At 44.9% G+C, this 24,118-nt stretch carries 25 protein-coding genes; 6 read left to right on the top strand and 19 right to left on the bottom strand.

Annotated features, from left to right (window positions below; genetic code table 11):
- The first annotated feature begins 66 nt into the window (after positions 1 to 66).
- Both xre and AC0OMU_RS03385 read left to right on the top strand, forming a co-directional pair.
- Complete coding sequence (xre, locus tag AC0OMU_RS03390; protein ID WP_003232719.1) at positions 67 to 408, top strand: HTH-type transcriptional regulator Xre; 342 nt, start codon at positions 67 to 69, stop codon at positions 406 to 408.
- Positions 409 to 570: 162 nt separating this feature from the next.
- Positions 571 to 1,167 (top strand): ImmA/IrrE family metallo-endopeptidase, encoded by a 597-nt coding sequence (locus AC0OMU_RS03385; protein WP_015483120.1) that lies wholly within the window; start codon positions 571 to 573, stop codon positions 1,165 to 1,167.
- Positions 1,168 to 1,210: 43 nt separating this feature from the next.
- Here the strand turns inward: AC0OMU_RS03385 and AC0OMU_RS03380 are convergent, their stop codons facing one another.
- A complete protein-coding gene (locus AC0OMU_RS03380) occupies positions 1,211 to 2,047 on the bottom strand; it encodes a manganese catalase (protein WP_003245071.1) in 837 nt (278 codons plus the stop codon).
- Positions 2,048 to 2,123: 76 nt separating this feature from the next.
- Positions 2,124 to 2,726: a poly-gamma-glutamate hydrolase family protein gene (locus AC0OMU_RS03375; RefSeq protein WP_015252289.1), complete on the bottom strand. Its 603-nt coding sequence runs from the start codon at positions 2,724 to 2,726 to the stop codon at positions 2,124 to 2,126.
- A 104-nt stretch (positions 2,727 to 2,830) separates the two neighbouring features.
- Between AC0OMU_RS03375 and AC0OMU_RS03370 the strand changes: the two genes are divergently transcribed.
- The gene (locus tag AC0OMU_RS03370) at positions 2,831 to 3,208 is read left to right on the top strand and encodes a PH domain-containing protein (protein WP_047182479.1); all 378 of its coding nucleotides are present in this window, start codon (positions 2,831 to 2,833) and stop codon (positions 3,206 to 3,208) included.
- A 38-nt stretch (positions 3,209 to 3,246) separates the two neighbouring features.
- Here AC0OMU_RS03370 and AC0OMU_RS03365 read toward each other — a convergent pair whose 3' ends face one another.
- Complete coding sequence (locus tag AC0OMU_RS03365; RefSeq protein ID WP_015483118.1) at positions 3,247 to 4,200, bottom strand: N-acetylmuramoyl-L-alanine amidase; 954 nt, start codon at positions 4,198 to 4,200, stop codon at positions 3,247 to 3,249.
- 119 nt (positions 4,201 to 4,319) lie between these two features.
- On the opposite strand from AC0OMU_RS03365, the gene AC0OMU_RS03360 reads away from it, so the two are divergent.
- Positions 4,320 to 4,577, top strand: a complete 258-nt coding sequence (locus tag AC0OMU_RS03360) for a YciI family protein (RefSeq protein WP_003232731.1) — start codon at positions 4,320 to 4,322, stop codon at positions 4,575 to 4,577.
- A gap of 29 nt (positions 4,578 to 4,606) precedes the next feature.
- Here AC0OMU_RS03360 and phrA read toward each other — a convergent pair whose 3' ends face one another.
- The 3 genes from phrA to yjoB all read right to left on the bottom strand — a co-directional run bounded on the left by phrA (position 4,607) and on the right by yjoB (position 7,283).
- Complete coding sequence (phrA, locus tag AC0OMU_RS03355) at positions 4,607 to 4,741, bottom strand: phosphatase RapA inhibitor PhrA (RefSeq protein ID WP_003245487.1); 135 nt, start codon at positions 4,739 to 4,741, stop codon at positions 4,607 to 4,609.
- Positions 4,731 to 5,867, bottom strand: coding sequence for a response regulator aspartate phosphatase RapA (gene rapA / locus AC0OMU_RS03350; protein WP_080030661.1), 1,137 nt, complete (start codon positions 5,865 to 5,867; stop codon positions 4,731 to 4,733). Before rapA ends, phrA begins: the two co-directional genes overlap by 11 nt.
- 144 nt (positions 5,868 to 6,011) lie before the next feature.
- A complete protein-coding gene (yjoB, locus tag AC0OMU_RS03345; protein WP_474240906.1) occupies positions 6,012 to 7,283 on the bottom strand; it encodes an ATPase YjoB in 1,272 nt (423 codons plus the stop codon).
- A gap of 148 nt (positions 7,284 to 7,431) precedes the next feature.
- Here yjoB and AC0OMU_RS03340 point away from each other — a divergent pair, with 148 nt between their 5' ends.
- A complete protein-coding gene (locus tag AC0OMU_RS03340) occupies positions 7,432 to 7,896 on the top strand; it encodes a DinB family protein (protein WP_047182478.1) in 465 nt (154 codons plus the stop codon).
- A 224-nt stretch (positions 7,897 to 8,120) separates the two neighbouring features.
- Positions 8,121 to 8,885: a sulfite exporter TauE/SafE family protein gene (locus tag AC0OMU_RS03335; RefSeq protein ID WP_014476525.1), complete on the top strand. Its 765-nt coding sequence runs from the start codon at positions 8,121 to 8,123 to the stop codon at positions 8,883 to 8,885.
- Positions 8,886 to 8,923: 38 nt separating this feature from the next.
- On the opposite strand, the gene AC0OMU_RS03330 is transcribed toward AC0OMU_RS03335, so the two are convergent.
- The 13 genes from AC0OMU_RS03330 to AC0OMU_RS03270 form a co-directional block, all read right to left on the bottom strand.
- Positions 8,924 to 10,417 carry an altronate dehydratase family protein gene (locus AC0OMU_RS03330; protein ID WP_327830588.1) on the bottom strand — a complete coding sequence of 498 codons (1,494 nt, stop codon included), beginning with the start codon at positions 10,415 to 10,417 and terminating at the stop codon, positions 8,924 to 8,926.
- Positions 10,414 to 11,856 carry a tagaturonate reductase gene (locus AC0OMU_RS03325; RefSeq protein WP_474240905.1) on the bottom strand — a complete coding sequence of 481 codons (1,443 nt, stop codon included), beginning with the start codon at positions 11,854 to 11,856 and terminating at the stop codon, positions 10,414 to 10,416. The genes AC0OMU_RS03330 and AC0OMU_RS03325 overlap by 4 nt, the downstream gene beginning before the upstream one ends.
- A 75-nt stretch (positions 11,857 to 11,931) precedes the next feature.
- The gene (locus AC0OMU_RS03320; protein WP_047182475.1) at positions 11,932 to 12,933 is read right to left on the bottom strand and encodes a LacI family DNA-binding transcriptional regulator; all 1,002 of its coding nucleotides are present in this window, start codon (positions 12,931 to 12,933) and stop codon (positions 11,932 to 11,934) included.
- Between the two features lie 87 nt (positions 12,934 to 13,020).
- Positions 13,021 to 14,289 carry an MFS transporter gene (locus tag AC0OMU_RS03315; protein WP_047182474.1) on the bottom strand — a complete coding sequence of 423 codons (1,269 nt, stop codon included), beginning with the start codon at positions 14,287 to 14,289 and terminating at the stop codon, positions 13,021 to 13,023.
- A 47-nt stretch (positions 14,290 to 14,336) separates the two neighbouring features.
- Positions 14,337 to 15,173 (bottom strand): SDR family oxidoreductase, encoded by an 837-nt coding sequence (locus tag AC0OMU_RS03310; protein ID WP_015383413.1) that lies wholly within the window; start codon positions 15,171 to 15,173, stop codon positions 14,337 to 14,339.
- Positions 15,170 to 16,249, bottom strand: coding sequence for a mannonate dehydratase (gene uxuA, locus AC0OMU_RS03305; protein WP_474240904.1), 1,080 nt, complete (start codon positions 16,247 to 16,249; stop codon positions 15,170 to 15,172). Before uxuA ends, AC0OMU_RS03310 begins: the two co-directional genes overlap by 4 nt.
- Before the next feature lie 24 nt (positions 16,250 to 16,273).
- A complete protein-coding gene (locus tag AC0OMU_RS03300) occupies positions 16,274 to 17,293 on the bottom strand; it encodes a zinc-binding alcohol dehydrogenase family protein (protein WP_047182472.1) in 1,020 nt (339 codons plus the stop codon).
- A gap of 5 nt (positions 17,294 to 17,298) precedes the next feature.
- On the bottom strand, positions 17,299 to 18,312 hold the full coding sequence (gene allD, locus AC0OMU_RS03295) for an ureidoglycolate dehydrogenase (protein ID WP_474240903.1): 1,014 nt from the start codon (positions 18,310 to 18,312) through the stop codon (positions 17,299 to 17,301).
- Positions 18,313 to 18,416: 104 nt separating this feature from the next.
- Entirely contained in the window at positions 18,417 to 19,796 is a 1,380-nt protein-coding gene (locus tag AC0OMU_RS03290; RefSeq protein ID WP_047182470.1) for an MFS transporter, read from the bottom strand.
- A gap of 66 nt (positions 19,797 to 19,862) precedes the next feature.
- The gene (gene uxaC, locus AC0OMU_RS03285) at positions 19,863 to 21,284 is read right to left on the bottom strand and encodes a glucuronate isomerase (RefSeq protein ID WP_474240902.1); all 1,422 of its coding nucleotides are present in this window, start codon (positions 21,282 to 21,284) and stop codon (positions 19,863 to 19,865) included.
- A 197-nt stretch (positions 21,285 to 21,481) separates the two neighbouring features.
- On the bottom strand, positions 21,482 to 22,660 hold the full coding sequence (locus AC0OMU_RS03280) for an NAD(P)/FAD-dependent oxidoreductase (protein ID WP_015383407.1): 1,179 nt from the start codon (positions 22,658 to 22,660) through the stop codon (positions 21,482 to 21,484).
- A gap of 39 nt (positions 22,661 to 22,699) precedes the next feature.
- Positions 22,700 to 23,122: a helical membrane plugin domain-containing protein gene (locus AC0OMU_RS03275; RefSeq protein WP_003220510.1), complete on the bottom strand. Its 423-nt coding sequence runs from the start codon at positions 23,120 to 23,122 to the stop codon at positions 22,700 to 22,702.
- 388 nt (positions 23,123 to 23,510) lie between these two features.
- The gene (locus tag AC0OMU_RS03270) at positions 23,511 to 24,008 is read right to left on the bottom strand and encodes a cupin domain-containing protein (protein WP_273796769.1); all 498 of its coding nucleotides are present in this window, start codon (positions 24,006 to 24,008) and stop codon (positions 23,511 to 23,513) included.
- Positions 24,009 to 24,118 lie beyond the last annotated feature (110 nt).

The following is a 24,118-nucleotide window of genomic DNA, read 5'->3' as shown; positions in this document are numbered from 1 at the left end:
ATTTTGATACATATTGTATCTATAATCATAAGTAACTTAGGGAGTTTAAAAAAGAGAGGTCATAGTATGATAGGCGGCAGATTGAAGAGTCTCAGAGGGAAAAGGACACAGGAAGAAATCGCATCACACATCGGTGTGTCACGGGCACGATATTCCCACTATGAAAACGGGCGAAGCGAACCTGATTACGACACACTCCAAAAGCTGGCTGATTACTTTCAAGTAACGACTGATTACTTATTAACGGGAAAAGACAAAAAATCCGATGACGATATGTTCTCAGATCCGGACCTGCAGCTTGCATACCGCGATATGCAGGATTTTTCCCCAGAAAGCAAACAGCAGGCCATCGAATTTATCAACTATTTAAAAGAAAAAGAGAAAAACCGCAAACCGAAAAATAAATAAATCGTTCTCTGTTCTCTAAAACATATAAAAAGTAGACCGATATAAAGAAAAAAGTGTTTATTTTTTAAAGAAAAGGGAAAGATTTCTACACTACTTTCCAGTCCTATACGGGCTTTTCTTTCTCGCTAAAAACAGAACAAATGTTCGAAAGGGAGTATTCAATTGGGCGATTACTTATCACATCTGGAGGAATACGTTAAAAATTTATACGGCCGGCTGGGCATCACATCCCCTCATCACATTGACATGCTGAAAATCGCAAAGGATCTGGATATTTGGGTGCATTTTGAGGATATGGGGAGCATGATGGTGAAATACGACGGCATGTACAGTATCGTATTGAACCAAAAAAAGTCACGGGAAGAGCAATGGGAGGATTTTGGCCATGAGCTGTGCCACGTGTTAAAGCATGCAGGCAATCATTTTCAGATGAACAAGCTCTTCAGAGAGCTTCAGGAATTTCAGGCAAATCAATTTATGTACCACTTCTGTGTGCCAACCTTTATGCTGTTGCAGATGGAACTGCCGCAATGGAGAAGCCAGGCACTCGCCACAATTTCGGCGGTATTCCGGGTAACAAAGGAATTTGCTGATAAAAGGCTTGACATGTTTGAACGGCGTAAAGCAGGTATTCAATTTCAGAAGCGGCTCGCTTATTTATTATCCCACAAGCGGCCACATGCGTACGAGGAAGGCGATCAGCAGCACTTGCATGTTGCTGAGGAAAAAGCGTTATATCATATTGGCAAAAACATCTGATCAAATACGGGCTAAGGATATATTCCTCAGCCCAGAAGAGAACCTAACATTTCGACATTGGGGGAACTGTATTATGCAGCCACATGGGCGCCGGTTTAAGATGAGGCGCAGATGCGAACGCAATCGGAGCCGGGATATACCTGAATTCACCCCGGCCGTCAAAGGCTTCCCCATGTGCCCATCTTCCTTGTGAGCTTTCATCCCCCCTGGAAAAGTTAAACAGGTCATAGGAGACTTCCTGCTTTTCGAGCTCACGCGGAAACGTCGTCGGGACGACAATATCCCGTTCTCTTTCCTCCAGCTCTTTAATGGCAGCGTACCACATATTTTGATGATAGGTATCCCTTGCAATCAAAAATGACAGCATATCTCTTACCCCTGGATCATCGGTCATGGCATAAAGCCGTGTCACCTGAAGGCGTCCTTGGGCCTCCGCATTTAAGTTAGCGCGAAAATCGGCCAGCAGGTTTCCGCTTGAGATAATGTATTTTGCATTCCACGGATAGCCCTCACTATCTGATGCCATCGCCCCCAATCCGGACACAATCGCGTGCTGAGGATTCATCCCTGACATGACTGCTGCGATAGCGGGATTGCTTTTATAAGCATCCTCCTGTACATCCGCGGGTGCATTGTCCAGAAGCCTGGAAATCATCGTTGCCAGCATTTCTACGTGGCCAATCTCTTCGGTCCCCACATCATATAACAAATCTTTATACTTAGCATCCGCCCTGCAGTTAAACCCTTGAAACAAATACTGCATCATGACGCTAATTTCACCGAATTGGCCGCCGAGCACCTCTTGAAGTTTTTTCGCATAAACCGGATCGGGATGAGCTGGCTTTGCTTGATATTGAAGCTCTTTTATATGATAAAACATGAATCATTCCTCCCCACACTTTCGCACAACCCCAGCGTATGAAGGAATAGGCCCACCGTGCAGGTCCCGTCTAGTTTTATTTATAAAAGCCAAGCTTGACGGCTTCCACATATCGATCAAACAAATCGTTTTGTATGTAGCTTTTATCACGGCACCCAAAATTGCGGAATAGCGCGTTTCGTTGCGCCGTGCTTACCTCCAATTGCAGTCCCATTTCTCTTTTCGTCCGATTGACAATATTGTTTGGGTGTACACCTGCCAGGCGGTCTTTCTCATTAGTGAGCTCGGCGCTAAAACCCGCTTCATTCAGACGCTCACAAATGAGCTTGGCTTTTTTACGATCCGCCCCGCCGACCAATGTATGCGGGATTTTCGGATCATAATACCCGTGAAACGCTAATGCGTAATGGTGGTCATTCACTTTTTCTAAAGCCAGCGGCTCATCAAAACGAATGCTAGTGAGATGCAAGGAACGGTTGTTTCGCTGCTTTAGACCCTCAAACAAATAGATGGAACATCGATCAGAAAATGCCCGCACCAGTTCACTGACGCCAGGCTCAATTCTGCCGCCGTGAGGACCGAGGACGATAAGCTCACTTCCGTTTTTCTCCTCATAAATAATCCGGTACTCCGACTCAGAAGCAGAAAGGGCCGCAAAGCTGTCATACATATCTTCCATTTTGAACGCCCCCTTTACCAGTCAGCACCAGTTTACTCTACTCATCTATGAATGAAAACCTTTTTTATAGTATGATTTGATAGAATACGCAGAGGAGGTATATGATGGGGTTTATTGATGGATTACTCGGCAATGCGTCAACACTTTCAACGGCTGCTGTGAAAGAAGAGCTTGCCCATATTTTGCTGGAGAGTGAGAATGTTGAAGCCGCGTTTAAGCTGGTTCGCGATTTGATTGTCTTTACTGACAAGCGGCTTATCCTTGTAGATAAACAGGGAATCACAGGCAAGAAAACGGAATTTCAATCGATTCCGTACAAAAGCATTTCCAGATTCAGCGTGGAAACCGCCGGCCGCTTTGATCTTGATTCAGAGCTGAAAATTTGGATCTCCGGCGCGGAACTTCCCGCCGTCTCAAAGCAGTTTAAAAAAGATGAAAGCATTTATGATATTCAAAAGGTGCTTGCCGCAGTTTGTATGTAAGGTGAAAAGACGGAAGCTTTACAGCTTCCGTCTTTTTATTACAGCTTTTCCTCCAGCTTCGCTTTCGTTTTCGGACCGTAAATCCCATCAGCCGTTAAACCGCTGACAGACTGAAAACGTTTCACTGCATTTGCTGTTTTCGGGCCATAAACGCCGTCAACGCCGTGATTTTTCGCTCCTTTATCAGGATAAAAATAAAGAGCGGCTAAAGCGGTCTGCACCTGCTTTACTTTTGTCCCTTTCGTCAGCGGGCTTGTCACTTTGATCACGCCGGATGGGAGCGGATATGAGGATGCGGCATGGCTTTTAGAAGCAGATGCCGTCTGAGGCAGTTTGATCACCTGTCCGATTTTGATGTGGTTCGGGTCAAAGATATGATTTATGCTTTGCAGCGTTTTCACACTGACCCCGTGTGATGCGGCAATCCCTGACAGTGTGTCGCCTTTTTTTACATGATATTCAGACGCCGAAGAAGAGACTGCAGCTTTTTTCGCTGATACGCCACCGTTTAATTCCTTTTCAATCGCCGCCTTCACTTGATCCCAGCGCCCCTCTGATAAAATGCGGTGCGGGCAATACTTTCCGCTCCAGTCCTGATGTTTTCTCACCCGATCGATGCCCCAGCCGCGCTCCTTCAACAGCTGTGCAACAAATGAAATCGCCAAGGCTTCAGCTGCCTCATACTTCGGGCCTCCCGATTTGCTGTAGCAAATCTCAACGCCGATTGATTTGCGGTTTCCCGGACCGTTTGTGCCGTCACCTGTGTGCCAGGCGTTTCGGTTAAGCGGCAGACCTTGAATCACCTCTTTATCATCGACTGCAAAATGAAAGCTTGTCGAGCTTGTGTTCCCGATCATATAGCTGATTTCATTGGCCGCTGACGCATCGTTTGCCGTGTTGTGAATGGTAATGTATTCAGCGGACATCGCATTAGGACACTTCAACGCGTATTTCGCCTCAGAAACCAAATTTTTCTTTACTGGAATGCTCACCTATCATCTCTCCTTTTCTTTTTTCATAAATAGGTGGCATTCGTAGGACGAAAAGCTCATATATCTATCACCGTAATATGGATAAATGTGTTAAATTGAAGTTCACGGAGGGTCTGAATATGTATACATATTTAATGCTGACAATGAGAACGGAGAAATTTAATCAGGAGCATGTGGCTGGGCACTATGAATTTCTGGATCGTTTACAGGCAGAAAAACGTTTAAAAATGTTTGGGCCATTCAGCGACGCCACAGGCGGAGCGTATGTCATCGAAGCAGATTCACTGGAAGAGGCAGCGGAAATCGGGCATGCGGATCCGCTGGTGGCAAGTGGATCTTCTGAGCTGACGATAAAAGAATGGAAGCTGAAGAAATAAAAAAGACCCCTAAGGGTCTTTTTTATGCATCATGTTTGATTGCGTGCCGCAATATGAAATGTTTTCCCTTCTGTGTTTGCTGTTTCACCTGCATGAACCATCACCTGAGTAAAGCTGAACCCGACCGCAACGAGCAACAAACCTGACATCCATTTAGATTTCATATAAACAATCTCCTCTCTGGATTTGTTTTTGTGCGTGCACCATTTTCTCATAAAATGAAAGTGCTTTTTCGGGCTGTCCGTTTTCTATATAGAATTGGGCAGCATCATGCGCCAGCTCTTCAATATAAGGATACAGCATATGTTCTTCAAGAAATTGAAAGGTGTGTGAGACTGATTCTGTGTCTATGTTTTTTCCGTATAACGCATGTAAAAATTGAAAAAGCTCCACAAATAATTCATCACTGTATTGACGGGCGATTTCCAATCCTTCACGATACTTTTTTTGCGCTTCGGCGTCATTTTTTTGTTTATACAGAACTTGTGTTAAAGAGTAGATAGAATGCGGAAGATTATCGAACTTTTCCGACTTGCAAATAGAAACAGATTTCTCAAAGTATTCGGCTGCCTTTTGCAGTTCACCCATTTTCTCATAGCAGTTTCCGAGATTATATAGGGCGGAACTGATCAGGCGGGGATTGCCTTCTTTCTTTGCAAGATCTAAAGCCAGTTCTAAGTGGGGCAATGCTCTTTCTGGATACTGCATATCATCATAATTACCTGCAATAACGAATTCACATTGGATTCTGCGGACGGTGTACGTTTCATACATTTGGTATGTTTCTAATGCCTGAACGGCGTAGCTCATCGAAACATAGGTTTGTTTTAAATTGTAAAAAATCTCGGCCATTTTAAAAGCAAACTCGGCTTTCTCAATATCATCCGAGACGAGAGCAAGATTCTTTTCTGCCCGTTTATAATACATCATGGCACTGACAAACATCTTCTGCTTAAATTCATACATTCCTCGAAAAAAGTTAAAGTAATAATCGAGAAGCCCTGTCAGCTTGTACTGATTCCCTTCGATGTCTTCTAATAATTCTGAAAACTCTAGCTGCGACGTGTCCTCTCCAAAAGGCTTAATGTAATCCAGCATGACACGATGCCTGAACTCCATTAAAGAATAATACAGCAGCAAATCTTGGTCTTCTTCCATATCCTCAATTTCTCTTTCTACTTCGAGCTTGACCCGTTCGGCTTCAGCGACGTGGAACTGCCGGATATGAGTATACCATTCATTAATTTTAAGCCCGACATAAGAGGACGGAATCGTCTGCTTCATCCTCAATTAATCCCCCCTTTTGAATTACCCGAGATATGTCATATTTTATCATATTTACAAGAAAAAGAAGAACGCAAAATAACCGCAATTGTCGAATTTCGGCTAACCGCAACAAAAAAGCACGGGTTTTTCAAACACCCGTGCTTTCTTTTAGTGAAAACCGACTTTGTTTCTTTCCATCCAGCTTCCCCGCTGGCTTTTTCTTTGCTCTCCTGTCATGTCTTTCACCATGGTTTCAATATGGTGATTCCCTTCTTGGTGCCATTGAAGGGCTGAAGATACATATAATTCTCCCAGCTGTGCAAAGGAAAAGCCTTCTGTAAGTTTTGCGGCGTTTTTTATTTCTCCTTCACTCAAAAAGATGCCAAAGCCTCTCATTTTCATATATTCCAGCCGCAACTCTTCATCCGGAAGCCCGATTTCATAGGCACGGTCAAATCGCCCTGCACGATTCATCAAACCTGGATCGATCTCTTCGGGATAGTTTGTCGTACCGATGAGAAATAGCCCCTCTTTTGATGTCGCGCCGTCCAGCGTATTGAGAAAAAAGGACCGCACATCTTCCGGCATCGAATCTATATCCTCGATGACCAGAACTGCAGGAGCGAGGCGTCTCGCTGCCTGAAAGACTTCTTCTATTGTCTCGCTCGACGTAAATTCAGTAATTTGCCAATAAGCAACAGGTGCATCGATACTGCCTGCGATCGACTTCACTAACGTCGTCTTTCCGTTTCCAGGAGGTCCATATAACAGAATGCCGCGCTTGTAAGGGATGTCATATGTTTGATAAAACGATTTATCACTATGAAAAAACTGATCAATTGATCTGTATATCTCTTTTTTCAATAGCGGATTCATGATGACTTGACTCCGCTGAACCTCTCTGACAATGGCTTCCTGCTCTCTTGAAATCCCTCCATCTCCATCCGTAAACACGGTCACTTTCCGCTTGCTTTTTTCCCAAAGACGCGGTCTGACTCCCTCCAGAAATGCACGCATCTTTTCATCGTTAACCGCAAACAGACAATCAAAACTCATAATGCTCCCATCTTGAAAATATGGAATTCTGACAAAAGCAACTCCCTTTTCAGGATACGCGTATACACTGTTTCTTATAGACTTATGGACGGTATAATCCGGTTCTTTCTCATCTTCATCGTAAGCAAAGGTTTTCTTTTCAAGCTTTTCAAATATATATGCCACATGCTCAGGCTCCAATGAACCGCTGCGGACATCTTCTACAAGAAGCTCCCAGTATTCCGTATTTGGATCATCACTGGCATAGAGCTCATAGAATACACCGTATTGATCATAAAGCGTTTCTTCAATCCGTGTGATAAGGTAACCGAAAGTGCCGTAGCCCGCCGCAGCTCTTTCATTCTCTTTTTCTTCGTACTGATAAATGAAAGGTATGTTAGTCATGTTTATACTCCATTTCATGTATTGTGAACGTTATATATACGATTGACATAGCATTTTGTTTCATCCCACAGCATATTACTTGTGAATTCATAACCGTTGATATAGGATTTCATTGCACCATTTATTTTTACATATGGAGGAGATCATAATGAGCCAATCCAATCAAATTGTCAGCCATTTTTTATCCCATCGAAACGTGACCAATGAGCTTGCCGAAAAAATCAGCAAAGACCATTACAGCTACAAACCGGCAGAAACATCAATGTCAGCAGAAGAGCTGGTCAAACACATTCTTACGTCTTTCCACTTGTTCGCAAATGTCATTAAGGAAGGCAATGCCTCACCATTTCAAAACAAGCAGGAAGAAACAGAAACAGATCTCAATGTTCTGGCAAAAACATATACAGAAAAAACGGTCGCTATCCTTGAACAGCTGACTGAAGAGCAGCTGAACAGAGAAATTGATCTGACATCCGCTTTCGGCAGAAAAGTCACAGGCCGCGCGCTGCTTCAGCTTGCAATGGAGCATGAAATTCACCATAAAGGCAACCTGTTCGTGTATGTGCGGGAAATGGGCCACACTGAGCTTCCTTTCTATCAGCAGCGCATGTAGCGTAAACAAGAAAAAAGATACCTGTTAAGAGGTATCTTTTTTTTGCGCCTTTAGTACTTCTCGATTTCGTCCAGACACTCATTATAGGGCAAATGAATAGAGATATTGAGCATACCAAAATTTCAAGCAACTAACGTGCAAAAATTCAAAAAATTTAATTGATTAACGCGTCCTAATCATATATAATCTGATAAAAATAGTCGGGTTTTCAGGAGGCCTTTATCATGAGTGTAAGCATCATATTGATGGGTTTGTTTGTCGGAGCCTTAGTCGGATTGACGGGAGTGGGTGGAGCGGCCTTATTAACTCCCCTTTTAATTGTGCTTGGAATTAATCCTTCCATCGCGGTCGGTACAGATCTTGTATATAACTCGATCACAAAGCTGTTTGGCGTTGCCTCCCATTGGCGGCAGAAAACGATTAACTTTAAATTGGTAAAATACTTAGCCATCGGCAGTATTCCGAGTGCTTCGCTAGCCATTGGCATATTGCATTTGTTCCCCGCCTTTCACCAGCATCAGGAAGAAATTATTAAGCACGCTCTAGGATATGTGTTAACGCTGGTTGCCATTTCAATCATCGTTCGTTTGTTTTTGGATAGAAAACTTCGTCCCAACCGCTGGCAGCTGATGCCGCTTGAAAATAAGAGGGCTCTGACAATTCTTATTGGTGTTGTGTTTGGGTTTATCGTCGGATTAACATCAATCGGTTCCGGCTCATTATTTGCAATTGCCATGATTTACTTATTTAACATGAAAGCGTCACAGATTGTCGGAACCGATATCGCGCATGCATTTCTTCTTGTTACGGCAGCAGGCATTTTGAACGCAAGCTTCGGAAGCGTGGATTACATGCTGGCAGCTAATCTGCTCATTGGTTCAATTCCCGGCGTGCTGATCGGAAGCCATCTTTCGCCTCGATTCTCCCCGCGTCCACTGCAATTTATTATGGCGTCCATTATTTTAGTCAGCGGTTTAAAATTGATTTAATGAAGAAGGCTATCCGCTTGAAGGATAGCCTTTTCTTATTATAGCGTCACACCCGATTTAAAAATGGCGAGTTCTCTGAAATCATTTTTTTCATGGTTCACAAGCTGGCCGCTTGCCACCTCAATCATATAGTGGATAAACTCACGCAGCACATATTCCTCATGAACATCATCCTCTGCTAAAAGGCCTGCGTTAAAATCAATCCAATGCGGCTTCGCCTCATACAGCTCGGTGTTTGTCGCTACTTTCACCGTCGGGACAAAGGTGCCAAACGGCGTGCCTCTTCCCGTTGTAAAGAGGACAATTTGGCAGCCGGCAGCCGCCAATGCGGAGGAGGCGATCAAATCATTGCCTGGCGCGCTCAAAAGCGTCAGCCCTCTTGTCTTGAGCACTTCCCCGTATTTCAAGACATCCGTGACAGGAGAACTCCCCGCTTTTTGCGTACAGCCCAGCGATTTATCCTCAAGTGTAGAAATGCCGCCCGCTTTGTTGCCCGGTGAAGGATTTTCGTACACCGGCTGATCATGTTTGATAAAATATTGTTTAAAATCATTGATTAATTGGACTATCTTATGAAACACTTCTTCATTGGCAGCCCGCTGCATCAGGATGGTTTCTGCGCCGAACATTTCCGGTACTTCCGTCAGCACAGTACTCCCTCCCTGTGCAATGAGATAATCTGAAAAACGTCCAAGCAGCGGGTTTGCGGTTATGCCGGAAAAACCGTCCGAACCTCCGCATTTCAGCCCGATCTTCAGTTCAGACAGCGGAATGTCTTCTCTCTTATCTCCTTTGGCCGCTTCATGAATTTCCATCAGCAAAGCAACGCCTGCCTCCATTTCGTCGGTCACCGACTGGGATTCCAGAAACTTCACCCGCTTCAAGTTCACATCTTGCAGTGCTTCCTTCATTCTTGCCAGCTCATTGTTTTCACAGCCAAGCCCTAACACCAAGACGCCGCCGGCATTTGGATGGCGAATGGCATTCAGCAGGATCTGCTTCGTATTTTCATGATCATCGCCAAGCTGCGAGCATCCGTATTGATGCTTTAACACCAGTACGTTATCAAATGGAGCAATATCCCCTGTTTCTCTGACAAAACGCTGCAGCATTTTTTCTGCTATTCCATTGACACAGCCGACAGTTGGGACAATCCACAATTCATTCCGTACACCCGCATCTCCGTTTTCTCTTCTAAAACCTTTAAACGTCCGGTTCTCATTAGAATACGGATTTTCATCAAATCTCGGTGTATAGCTGTATGATTGGATATCAGACAGGTTTGTTTTCGTATTATGGACATGAATATGCTCTCCGATCGAGATATCTTGTGATGCATGACCGATTGGAAACCCGTATTTAATGATGCTGTCGTTTTCTTTGATAGACTGCAATGCAATCTTATGGCCTCTTTTTATATCATCCTTTACTTCAATCGACACGCCGTCCGCATGCAGCCTCTCTCCCTTTTGGATATCCCGCAGAGCAAGAAGGACATTATCTTGCTTATGAATCTTTATAAACGACTTCAACGTACCTCTCCCCCTTGTATGCAGTATTGTTCAAGAGCCCGCTGCATGCCCAGCTCATGAATATGATTCAAGTAAACAGCGACTCTATCAGTCAGCTTCGGTATCTCATTGAGATCTGCCCCCCACAGCCGCTGTTCGCCTAACACTCTTGATGCAATCCGAAGCATGTCGCCATCCTCCTGACACCAAACCTCTTTGAAAAATTGAAGCACTGCCGGATCATCCTGCAATGTCTCATTATTATGATAAAAATACAGAAGAGCGCTGAAAGAAAACACCAAGCGTTCTGGAAGCTGTCCCTTTTGTTCAGCATATTCCTTAAGAGTCGGCAGGTTTCTCGTTTTGAATTTGGAAATGGCGTTCAATGCAATGCTTTCCAGGTAATGCTTAATATACGGGTTTTTAAAACGGTTCAGCACATCGTCAGCATACTGAGAAAGACCTTCCATTTTTAAAACAGGAAGAATTTCGTCGTCAATCAGCTCTCTTATAAATCGCCCAACTTCCGGATGCTCGACAGCATCCCTAACAGTTTTTAAGCCGTATAATAAAGCCACTGGCGTCATTGCTGTATGAGCGCCATTTAAAATTCTTACTTTTTTAGTCCGGTATGGGGTGAGGTCGCTGACGATCTTTGTATGGAGCCCTGCAGCCGCAAAGGGAAGTTCTTTTCCAATCCAATCAGGCCCCTCGATAACCCATAAATAATATTGCTCTCCCACAACTATCAAATCATCCTGATAGCCAAGATCCGCCGTGATCTCATCAATGCTGTCGACGGGAAAACCCGGAACAATCCGGTCTACTAAACTATTACAAAATGTATTGGCCTCATGAATCCACTGTGTAAATCCTTCCTCCAGCTTCCACAGACCTGCATAATGAAGAACCGTTTCCTTCAGCTTTTCGCCGTTGTTCTCAATCAGTTCACATGGGATTAGGACACACCCTTTTGTCTGATCTCCTTTAAAAGCCTGATAGCGGAAGTAGAGAAATGCAGTTAATTTCCCAGGGAATGTTTTTTGCGGCCTATCCTCTAAACGATCTTTTTCATCACATACAATCCCAGCCTCAGTGGTGTTGGAGATAATAAACCGAAGCCTTTCGCTTGATGCCAATTCTTTGTATGCTTCATAATCAGAAAACAGGTCAATTCCCCGGCTGATTGAGTTGATAATCATATGCTCGTTTACCGCTTCTCCGTCTTTCATTCCTTGTAAAAAAAGCGTATATAATCCATCTTGCTGATTTAATCGTTTGATTTTTTCTGAGCCTCTTGGCTGGACAACTGCCACGCTCCCATTAAAATTAGCGTGTTGATTCAATTGATCAATCTGCCAATCAACAAATCCCCGAAGAAAGTTTCCTTCTCCGAATTGGAGAATTTTTTCTGGATACCGAGTATAGTGATCGTACACATTTTTATTCAGTTTCTGCATCCTTATTGCCTCCCTCTTTTTATGCACACGTTAACATTTTTCTTTATAAAAGAATGCCCGCTGAAAAACGGGGCATCACGTCGTCAATCGTCTGACTGAATCACGCACCATGAATTCTGTGTTTTCCAAGATTTTTTCTGCTTTTGTTTCGGGCTCGCTGATCAGAGACAAGAGTTTTTGCGCACCGAGCACGCTGATTTTCTCCACTGGGCGCTTTACTGTTGTAAGTCTTGGCGTGATGTACTGTGAAAACCCAATATCATCAAACCCGATCACCGAAACATCATCAGGAACGCGCAGGCCCTTTGCGAATATCGCATTCATCGCTCCGATTGCCATGTCATCATTCGAACAAAAAACAGCGGTTGGAGGATTCGGCAGCGCCAGCAGCCGCTCCATCGCTTGAAAGCCGCTTTCCATATCGTACTGTCCTTTGACACTGTATTCATGCTTGATCGGAATATGATGTTGAATCAGTGCAGATAAGTAGCCTTCCTTTCGCTGCTGGGAGGATTTAAAGCCTTCGATCCCCTCGATGATGGCGATGTCTTGATGGCCGGACTGAATGAAGTATTCTACAGCTTCTTGAGAGCCTTCCTTGTCATTAGACAAAATATTCGTGATGGTGCGATCATCAATATCACGATTCAGCACGACAAGCGGAATATTTTTTTCGCGAATATGGTAAATGAAAGAATTATCAATGTCACTTTGGCTCATTAAAATGATGCCGTCATATCTCATCGGTGTAACGGAGTCATAGTGTTTCAGATCATCAATGCCCCGCACATACAGATTGTAATCCTCACTTATGGCTTGATTGACGCCTTTGATTGTGTCCGCAAAGAAGCTGTGTGAGGTTCCGTTTGTAATGCTTGTAAAGAACAGCCCGATCGTATGCGACTTTTGCATCGCCAGGCTTTTCGCATTTACATTTGGTGTATAGTTGAGCTGCTCTGCTAGCTCTAATATTTTTTTCTTCGTATGTTCTTTGATGTAAGGGCTGTTGTTGAGTGCTCTGGAAACGGTTGTGTGGGATACGTTTGCGAGTTTTGCGATATCTTTTATGGTTACCATCTAATTCCCTTCCTTATCATACCGGCTGCGATTATTTACTGTATATTGTATCATCAAACATACCGCCTCTCCCACTGTATTTCCAGATTAATAAGACACAGGATTCTCCGCTCCTGTTCCCGCTGGCTTGCCAATGATTGGACGGACAAAACGAATCACAGCAAGTGAAGCGAAGACAGCCAGCCCTCCGGCAAGCAAAAATGCTCCAGAAAACGTGCCTGTTTGGTCAACAATAAATCCGGTTAAAGCCGGACCGATAATTCCTGCCGTGTTGGCGAGGAAATGCATGAAGCCGCCAACAGAACCGACATTGTTTTGATCAACCACATCTTGAATGACAGCCCAATAGATAGCACCGGTCAAATAAAGAAAGAACACTGACAGAGCGACAAGAGTGACAGCCCCCGCAGTCGTTGCCACAAGCCCGGCAAAACCAATCAGGACAGCTGATGAAAACAAACACGTGACAAGCACAACCTTGCGCGAGAACAGCACACCTTTTCGGGCCGTTTTTTTGTACACATAGTCAGAAACAAATCCCCCCGCAGCCAGCCCGATAAAGCCTAAAATCCAAGGTATGACCGTGATGACACTCATCGATTCAACACTTAATCCCCGCTCGTCGACTAGATAGCTCGGAAACCACGTCAAAAAGAAGAAGAGGATGTAGTTGTAAGCGAAAAAAGCGAACGCCGTGAACAGGACCGTTTTTTGCTTCAGGTAAAAGGTAAGCGGAATTTTTTCTCCGGGAGACGTTTCTGCTTTGATTGCCGGTGCTTCCTTGATCGTCTCTTGCGGCTTTTCTTTGACAAACTTGAACCAGAGCACTGCCCATATCAATCCAATAATCATAATGAGAACGAAGGATACCTTCCAGCTGAACGCCACTGCGATCATGCCGACTATCGGGCCGGAAATGGCTCCCCCGAGCGGCGTGCCGCTGTTGGTTACACCGATAACAGACGCCCGCTGGGTCGGCGGGAACCAGTTGTTCACCATCTTGTTGATGGTCGCCGAAAGCGGGCCTTCTCCCATTCCGAAGAGAATGCGTATAATCAGCAGACTGACAAAGCCAAAAGCAAGGGCGACTGCTCCGCTAAACAGCGACCAAACAACCATCGCGACAAACAAGGTCAGCTTTGCCCCATAGCGGTCGGATGCCACGCCCCCAAGAAAGTTAAAAATCGCATAACCAATCGAAAAACTGCTGAAAATCAAGCCCATTTGCGTTGCAGACAATGTGAGATCATCCTGAATAAAAGGAGCTGCAATGGAAAGCGCCGAGCGATCCAGGTAATTAATCACCCCTGCCAGGAACAAAAAAAGGATAACGGGAAGCTTATCTTTTGAAAACATCTCAACCTCACCCCTATGTTGGTTCAGTTTCTGTTGCATCGCTTTCGTTACACACCTGAATAAGCCATAAATCCTCCATCGACAGGAACGGTGATCCCAGTGACAAAACCGGAATAGGATTCATCCGCCAGCCAAAGAAGCGTACCGAGCAAATCCTCGGGTTTTCCGAAGCGCTTCATCGGTGTTCCCGCAATAATTTTGTGAGATCGGCTGGTGAACGTTCCGTCTTGGTTGATCAGCAGATCATGATTTTGTTTTGTCAGAAAGAAGCCTGGGGCAATCGCATTGACCCGCAGCCCGGTTTCTGCAAAATGAACAGCCATCCACATCGTAAAATTATTGATCGATGCTTTGGCGGCACTGTATGCCGGAACCTTCGTCATAGGTGAATAAGCACTCATCGAAGAAAGATTGATAATCGCCGGTGAATCGGCTTTCAGCAGCTCTTTTCCAAACACTTGCGAGGCCAGAAACGCACCGGTGAAATTGGTGGAGAATACAGTTAGAAAGCCCCTCTCATCCATATCAAAAAAGGATTGGCCTTCTCCCGCTTCTTCATATGTCTCCACATCGGTTATCGCGGCAGGATGATTGCCGCCAGCCCCGTTAATTAACAGATCAACAGCGCCAAATTGGCCAAGGATGTCTTCCTTTGCCCGCTCCAGTGACATCCTGTCCAGCACATCCGCAGCAACAGCGCACGCTGTGCCGCCAGCCGCCGTTATCTCCTTCTCGACCGCTTGGCCTTTTTCAGCCGTCCGATTCAAAATCGCCACCTTCATGCCATGACGGGCTAGCTCCCGGGCCATCGCAGAGCAAAGCACGCCGCTGCCGCCAGTGATGACAGCCGTTTTACCAGCCAGGTTCTCATGCAGCGGGATCATACGCCCACCTCTTTTTTTGCCATTGCTTCATAGGCGTCCCACAGCCCGTTCAAATACATGATGCCAAGTGCCCGATCGTATAAGCCATATCCCGGGCGGCATTGCTCGCCCCAAAGATGGCGCCCATGATCCGGTCTGACATATCCTTCGTAATCCTGCTTATGCAGTTCTTCCATCACGCCTTGAATGTTGATTGAACCATCCTTTGTTAAATGAGATGTTTCAATAAAATCACCATTCTCATAAATTTTCACATTGCGAATATGTGAAAATGGAGCGATGCCGGCATACGTTTTAGCGATCTCCACCATGTCGTTAGCGGGATTGGCTCCCATTGAACCTGTACAAAGGGTGATACAATTAGACAGTGAATCTGATATCGCCCGCAGTTTCTTATAACTTGCCTCTCCTGTGATAATGCGCGGCAGTCCGAAAATCGGCCACGGCGGGTCATCCGGATGAATGGCCATTTGAACACCATAGGCCTCAGCAACAGGAAGAATTTCCTGCAAAAAGAATGATAAATTGTCCCATAGCTTTTCTTCATCGACCGTTCTGTAGGCAGCAAAAAGCTCTTTGATCCGAGCCAATTTTTCGGGCTCCCACCCCGGCAGTGTCATGTCAGATGCATCCTCCACCGTCCGAATCAGCTCTTGAGGATCAAGGCTTTCCACCTTGGCCTTTTCAAAAAACAGAGCGGTCGATCCATCTTCTAGCGGCCGGAACATGTCCGTGCGTGTCCAGTCAAAAACCGGCATAAAATTATAGCAGATCACTTTCACGCCAAATCCGGCAAGGTTGCGGATCGTTTGCTTGTAGTTTTCAATATATCGGCCGCGTTCTTCGTTCCCAAGTTTAATCGCTTCGTGAACATTCACGCTTTCTACAACTTCAGCATGAAAACCATAGGATTGAATATATTCGGTCTCGGCTCTGATTTCTTCTTTTTCCCACACGTCGCCAACAGGCTTTTGATGGAGGGCCCAAACGATGCCTTTGACACCGGGAATTTGCTTCACGTGTTCAAGTGTGACTGTATCGTTGCCTCGTCCATACCATCGGAATGTCATATTCATGCTCGCACCTCCGGATTCAGTCATTTAATCAAACGTGATGACGGCTTTTCGCACCTGATCTGGATGCTCCTTAATAAACTGAAATGCATGATGAACGTCATCAACTGAAAATGTATGGGTCACCAGCCCGTTATGCACTAACCGGCCTCCATTCAAAAGCTCTACCACTTTTGGAAACTGATTGGTCTGCAATCGGGATCCGGTTATCGTGACTTCTTTTTTTGTAATCGGCAGCTGAGAAATCTGAGCCGCTCTTTCATCAAATCCAAGCACAACCACATGTCCCGCCGGTGAAACGGCCTCAATTGAAAGTGCAAAAGTCTCCGGCAGGCAAACAGCATCAATGACCACGTTTGCTCCTTCATTCCCAGTCCATTCAAGGACCCGCTCGGCAACATGTTCTGCTTGGACATTTACAACAGCATCGGCGCCGTTTTCTTTCGCAAATAACAGCCGCTCGTTGTTCAAGTCAGTCATCATGACAGCAGCGCCCGCCAGCTTTGCCATTTTTAACACACAGATCCCGATAGGCCCCGCTCCCTGGATCAGGACGGTATCACCTTTTTCCACTTGGCCTCTCCACACTGCCTGGGCGCCTATCGTATAAGGCTCGGCCATGACTGCTTCCTCCCAAGGCAAGTCCTTTGAGACCGCGTGAAGCTGCCTTTCCGGAAGCACAATATATTCCCGCATGCCTCCGTCCTCATGTACGCCAAATACAGAAAGCTTGGCGCAAACATTCGGCCGCCCTTTGCGGCAGGCATAGCACGATCCGCAATAAGAAATCGGCTCAATCACCACATGATCACCGGGTTTTAGGCTCTGTACATTCGCACCAACTACCTCCACTTGTCCCGTTACCTCGTGTCCGATAACTCTCGGGAGGGTAGCAAGCGGATTCGTTCCATGATAAATGTGCATGTCTGAACCGCAAATGCCGACTCGCTTGACTTTCACGAGCACTTCATCATCCTTTGAAAGAACTGGCTTCTTCACCTCCGCTGTCACCAGATCATACGCTTTTCGCACTTGAACCGCTTTCATTTTGCTCACCTGCTTTTTAAGAATTCATACACGCTCCGGGCAATAGAAATTCCGTTTTTCTTATTTCTTTCTTCATGCAGCTGCTCGATCTCGCCGGGCACATACACTCTTTCGAATCCAACAGCCGGCGGTGATTGCTGCAGTTCATCAATCATGGCATCCATCTGCTCTAAAAACGTATCCCAGTCAGTAAAAAAGGATGGATTGATCGCGCAAACATAATGCCCCAGCTTTCTTTTTTGATCAAGGCCGCTGTACATTTTGGCAATATGAGGGCCAAAAGCCGCGCCCGCCAGCAATCCGGAAAACACATCCACCATAATCGATAGTCCATAGCCTTTCGGGCCGCCGAATGTTGAAAGTGAGACGACCTCGTCAGGATCAGTTACTGCTTCTCCGTTTTCATCGACTCCCCATCCTTCAGGAATTTCTTTGCCCTCTTCACGGGCCTGCAGAATCTTCCCAAAAGCCACTTTGGATGTCGCCATATCTAGGATAAACGGTTTTTTATGCTTAGCCGGAACACCGTAAGCAATCGGATTTGTCCCTAAAAAAGGAGTCCTCCCCCCAAACGGGACAACGATACTGTCTGTATGCGTCATTGCCATTCCGATCAGCTTTTCGTCAGCCGCTTTTTGCACAAAATAGCTTAGCGCTCCGCAATGGCTGCTGTTTACTGCCGTGACCATGCCGACTCCTTTTTTCTTCGCCATGTCAATTGCATGGTCCATCGCCATGTCGCAATTCACATGACCGAAACCATCGTCTCCGTCAAGCACCCCGGTCACAGGCCCCGTTTCTTTAAAAACAGGCTGTGCCCCAGGATTGATCCCTCCCGCTAAAATCCTGTTCACATAGTGTTCTGTGCGCAGCACGCCATGCGAATGTACATTGCGCAAATCAGCGTGCACGAGAACATCTGCTACTTTTTCAGCATCTCGTTCATTCAAACCGGCACCGGCCAGCTTTTGCCGAACGAGTTCCTTTGCTTCTTCAGCTGCAATTGTTATCGTTTTCAAGTAAGTGCCTCCTTCCTTTTCAGTTTTTTGGGCACTCTCCTAGCGAACCCCCTACAAACACATTTTATTTACAAATTATTTTAAATATTCTATATATTATATTGTCAGATCTTTTGATGAAGATCCTGAACGATCTGAGCATGCTGCTGGTCTGTGAGTTTATAAAGAAAGCCGATAATGATCATCGCTAATGCCAAAGCAATGGCCGGATACAGAAGAAGCAGCGCTTTGATGCCAATCAGCGCCTGTGCTGTCTGGACTGCATTCGGCACATAGCCGATAATCCCCAAACCGATCCCCGAGAGAAAGCCAGACAAAGATTGAGCAAGCTTTCTTGAGAAATTGAAAAGTGAATATGTCGTTGCTTCCTTCCGTTCACCGGATTTCCATTCGCCATAGTCGATAATATCGGAGACAAGAGCCCACGTGATGCCATTTGGGATACTGATTCCGATAAAGGCGATACTGGCGAGAATTGTAAACATATAAACGTTAGATGGAAGCATAAAGTTGATCAGATCCGCGGCCACACTGATGCCGAAGCCGATCATTGCCGTTCGTTTCTTTCCAAACATCTTGACGAGCTTTGGTAGGAATACGACGCCCAAAAAGGAAGAACCAATAATGATGAAGTTCATATAAGCCATTAATTCAACATTGCCCAAGTTATATTGTGCGAAATAGACGAGCATGGCGGATTTAATGTTGTATGCGGAAATTGAAAAAATCGTCATCAGGACAAGGGTTAATAGCGGTTTATTTGTAATAAATGTTTTGACGACAGATGAGAGTGTTAATTTTTCTTTGGGTGCTTCCGATATGACAATGCGCTCTTTGCAGTTGCGGTAGCAAATATAAAACCAAAACACACCGAGCGCGGCGAATAAGCCCATGACCACCGGGTAGCCGACCTTCGGATTATCAAACTTGACGAGCAGCGGCATCACGGCCACACTTGTAATAAACAAGGCGCCAAGTGATCCGATTTGGCGGAACGTCGAAATGGAGGTCCGGTCCTCAGAATTTTGAGTCATCGCTGCCCCTAATGAGCCGTACGGAATATTCACAAACGAATAGCCGATGCCCCAAATCATATAGGATGCATATGCATATATCAGTTTTCCGGTCGTTGATACATTGGGAGACAGAAAAATAAGAACAGTAAGCACCGCAAGCACGATGCTGCCGATTAATAGATAAGGCCTGAATTTCCCCCGTTTGCCGATGTTTTTGCGATAATCGATTGATGAGCCGACAATTGGATCTGTTATCGCCGCAAACAGCTTACTGACTAAAAAAATGCCGCCGGCCATCGCAGCGGGGATTCCCGCTACATCAGTGAAATACTTCAATAAATAAATCTGGCCGAGATCAAACATAAAACCGTTGCCAAAATCACCAAAACCATAGGACATTTTCTCTTTCAATGAAAGCCTTTTTTCCGTTTCGACCGACACAACCTTATTTGCCAGTTCAGTTCGCATGTTCCACCTCGTGTCTTAAGAATTTTCGGATAGTGATCCGCTCAGCGATACTGAGCGGACACTTTGTTACACGTTTGCTTTCTCTTCTTGAAATTGAAAGTAGTGTTTCGCATTGTCATAGCAAATCCCCTGAACGATGCTTCTCAGAAGCTCCATATCGCGCGGCACTTCGCCGTTTTCCACCCATTCTCCAATCAAATTGCAGACGATCCGCCTGAAATATTCGTGACGCGTATACGAAAGAAAGCTTCTGGAATCGGTGAGCATGCCGATAAAACGGCTGAAAAGGCCAACGTTTGATAACGCTTTCATTTGGTCGAGCATTCCGTCTTTAGTATCGTTAAACCACCAGGCTGTACCGAATTGTATTTTTCCCGGGGTAATACCGTCCTGAAAACTGTTAATCATGCTGGCGATGACATAGTTATCATTTGGATTCAGTGAATATAAAATCGTTTTCGGCAGCTGGTTCTTCATCTCAACTGAGTTCAGCAGCTTGTATAAAGGCTTAGCAATTTCTTCATCGTTCATTGAATCATAGCCTGTATCAGGTCCGAGCCTTTTCATCATTTTTGTATTCGTGTTTCTTAAAGCGTTGATATGAAACTGCATCGCCCAATCGAGCTCCGCATACAAACCGCAAAGAAACTGAAGCGTATATGTCTTAAATTTCTTCTCATCTTCATAAGAAACCTCTGTTCCTTGTAATCTGTCAGAAAAAATCCGTCCAGCTTCTTCTTTTGTTGTTTCGGCAAATACCATTGAATCTATCGCGTGATCAGAAACTCTGCCGCCGGCTGAGTGGAAGAATCGCACTCGTTTTTCCAACGCCTTTAAAAACTCATCATAGGTTGTAATGGATATGGCGGCGGCATCTTCAAGCGCCTGCACCCAGTCAGGAAAGCCTTCACGATTGATCTCAAGTCCTTTATCCGGCCGAAATCCAGGCAGCACGCTGACAGGAAAGTCTTTGTCTTCTCTTAATAATAGATGGTATTCAAGAGAATCGACAGGGTCATCTGTGGTGCACACAACCTTTACATTTGATTTCACGATTAAATCCCTTGCCCCGAAGCCTTCCCCTTTGAGCAGTTCATTTGTCCGTTTCCATATAGCCGGCCCGGACTTCTCGTTTAAAATCTCATAAATGCCAAAAAAACGCTGCAATTCTAAGTGAGTCCAGTTGTAGAGCGGATTGCCAATCGCCATCGGCACGGTTTTTGCCCAAGCCATAAATTTCTCCTCATCAGGCGCATCTCCGGTGATGTATGTCTCCTCAATTCCATTGGCTCTCATGATGCGCCATTTATAATGGTCACCATACAGCCAGGCTTCCGTGATGTTTTGAAATGTCTTATTTTCATAGATTTCTTTCGGACTTAAGTGGCAGTGGTAATCAATAATTGGCATGTCTTTCGCATAATTGTGATAGAGGCTGGCAGCGGTTTCATTTTTCAATAAAAAGTTTTCGCCCATGAAGGGTTCCATGTCCTCACCGTCTTTCATTCTATTTCAAAATGTTAACGTTAACATTTTGATTTGTTTTCATTTTACCTTTATATTCCTCTGGGATCAATCTCTTTTTTGAAAATGAAATGTTAACGTTGGCATATAAACAAAAAAAGACATTGCCAGAAAGCACTCGGAAAGGAACGCTTTTGGCAATGTCAGATTCATAAAAAGGATTAGTAAGCCAGGCTGAAAAGTCCTTTAATGTGTGTTAAGTAGCGTACGTTACTTGCTTCTTTCATCAAGGAAGCAGGAAGACCTTTAAGCGGTGTAGAATTTGCACCAATGATGGCAACCGCGTCTTTGCGTCCAAGGCTTGCAAGTGTACCAGAGTTTACTGGCTTGAATGTTTCAAGCGTTTTGCCTTCCAGGTAAGCGAATAGGTTGTAACCGATCAGCTCACCCATTTGCCATGCGATTTGTGCAGTTGGCGGGTATGGACGGCCGTCTGCACCGAAGTAAACTGCGCTGTCTCCAGCAACGAATACATCTTCATGAGATGTAGATTGCAGGAAGTCATTTACAGTCGCGCGTCCGCGGTTCACTTCTAGGCCTGATTCACCGACTAATGGGTTACCTTGTACGCCGCCAGTCCAAACAAATGTGTTGGCAACAACTTTAGATCCGTCTTTCAGATCAATTACGTTTCCTTCTACATTTGTAACAGGAAGACCTGTTAAGAACTCAACGCCGCGTTTTTCAAGGCTTGCAGTCGCACGCTCGATAAGATCATCCGGAAGAACAGGAAGGATCTTCGGACCTGCTTCAACAAGTTTTAATTTGATTTCTTTATGGTCTACGCCGTATTTTTTCGCAAGGTTCGGCATGATGTCAGCAAGCTCACCAACAAGCTCAACACCTGTTAAGCCGCCGCCGCCGATAAGGATTGTTGCATCTGCTTCGTTTTTCGTTTTAGAGTACTCGCGCACACGATCTTCAACATGCTGGAAGACTTTGTTCGCATCAGCAGCAGATTTCAATACCATGCTGTTTTCTTCAAGACCTGGGATGCCGAAGTAAGCCGTTACAGAACCAAGACCTACAACAAGCGCATCGTAAGTTAATGTAGAACCGTCAGCAAGCGCAACTTCTTTTTTATCAACAGAGAAAGAGCTTACTTCCGCAATTTTAAGATCAATGTCTTTACCTTTGAAAAGTTTTTCTAATGGCATTGCAACCGCTTTTTCAGACACGTTGCCTGCAGCAAGGCGGTGTAATTCCGTAATGATTTGGTGAGTAGGGTATTTGTTTACCACTGTCACGCGTGCTTGTTCTTTTGTGTAATGTTTGCGAACTGTTAGAGCAGAAAGAACTCCGCCATAACCAGCGCCTAGAATGACAATATGTTTTGACATCGTATATCCTCCGTCCTTTATATCAATTTGAATCTGAGATTATTTTTGGTTTTCGCGTTCGTTCATGACTTCAAGGTAGCTGTTAGCAAAACGGAACAGCTTTTGAGCTTGAGGATCTTTCAGCATGCGAAGAAGGCCGAAAAGTCCAATTGTTTCGTTGCTTGCTTCCGCGCGGTCTTTTGCTTCGATCGCAGTCGCAGCTACTTCTTTCGCTGTTTCTTTTACAGGCTCAAGAATTTCAGTGATCGCACCGACTGTGTCGCTCTTTAACACTTCGTCAGTCGCTACAGACTGAGCGAAATCATAAGACTTCGTTAAAATATTCACTAACTCAGTCAGCTTCGGAAGCTGGTCAACTAAAACAGTCAATGATTCTTGAACTTCTGGCTTTAATAGCTGATCAATAAGATCTTGCTGGCTTTGGCTGACAGACGCATTTGTTTGATCGATTGTTTCTGGCATATCCAATTCTCCTTTACTATAAGCAGTTTGCTGATTTTTTTGGAAAGGGTAGTGCCTCTCCCTGTCTCACGCTTTTAAGGCATAAGAATAAGGATTGTGAATTCGTGCACAATCATTTACAAAAATAAATGTTTACTACCCAGTTTTTCATCTTGCCATATTCAGTATTATTTTTATCTAAAAATAAACAATTGAATAAGTCAAAATCCTTTACTCTCTCTGAAAATAGCAAACACAAAAAACTCCAATTCGATTACCTTCTATATGATAACACTTTTTGAACAAAATTTGAACGTGAATTGCTTCGATTATGAAATTAATTTATATGGAGCTCATGTCATATCGTTTCTGCGGCACTAGTTATTGACAATCCAGCAATTTCTCCCCTTCACTTTACCCATATTTCCAATAGAGGCTCTCTTTTTCCTGTGATCGGATCATTCGCCGGCAACGCCGCCTGCTTAATCTGTTTGACCGCTTCCTCTCGCTCATTCGGCTTTCCCGTCTTCATATCATACTGAATGCCACCGGGATAGGCGCCAAGGACAGTAAAATCGGGGCTTGAGCTGAGCTTTTTATGTCCGACTCCGGCTGGAATCACGACTGCGTCGCCTGATTTGAAAGGGATGGCAGCCCCTTTTTCTCCCCCAAACTGAATCACAGCCTCTCCCCTAAGGGCAATCAGGACTTCATGCGTATTGCTGTGATAATGATGGTATGGAAAAACACTCCCTGACCAGCTGTTTGACCAGCCATGCCGGGTGACGATCCGCTCTGCCAGTCCGGTGTCCTTAAGCGCGTTTTGATACACCACGAGCGGAAAATCAGGGTGATTCGGAATCCTGCCGTCATCCGGAAAGAAGTATGTCTGTGTCTCTCTTTCCATCAATTTCACCTCCCTTTTTTGTCTTCCACATATAGTGGTTTATAAAACATGATGTTTTTCTCATGATTCCATTGATCTGCATGATACCGAATAGTATAGTATAAAAAAAT

The sequence above is a fragment of the Bacillus sp. FAU18 genome, from assembly GCF_056033885.1.
Note: the sequence above shows the minus strand (reverse complement) of the source record. Positions and strands in the feature narration are given on the sequence as shown.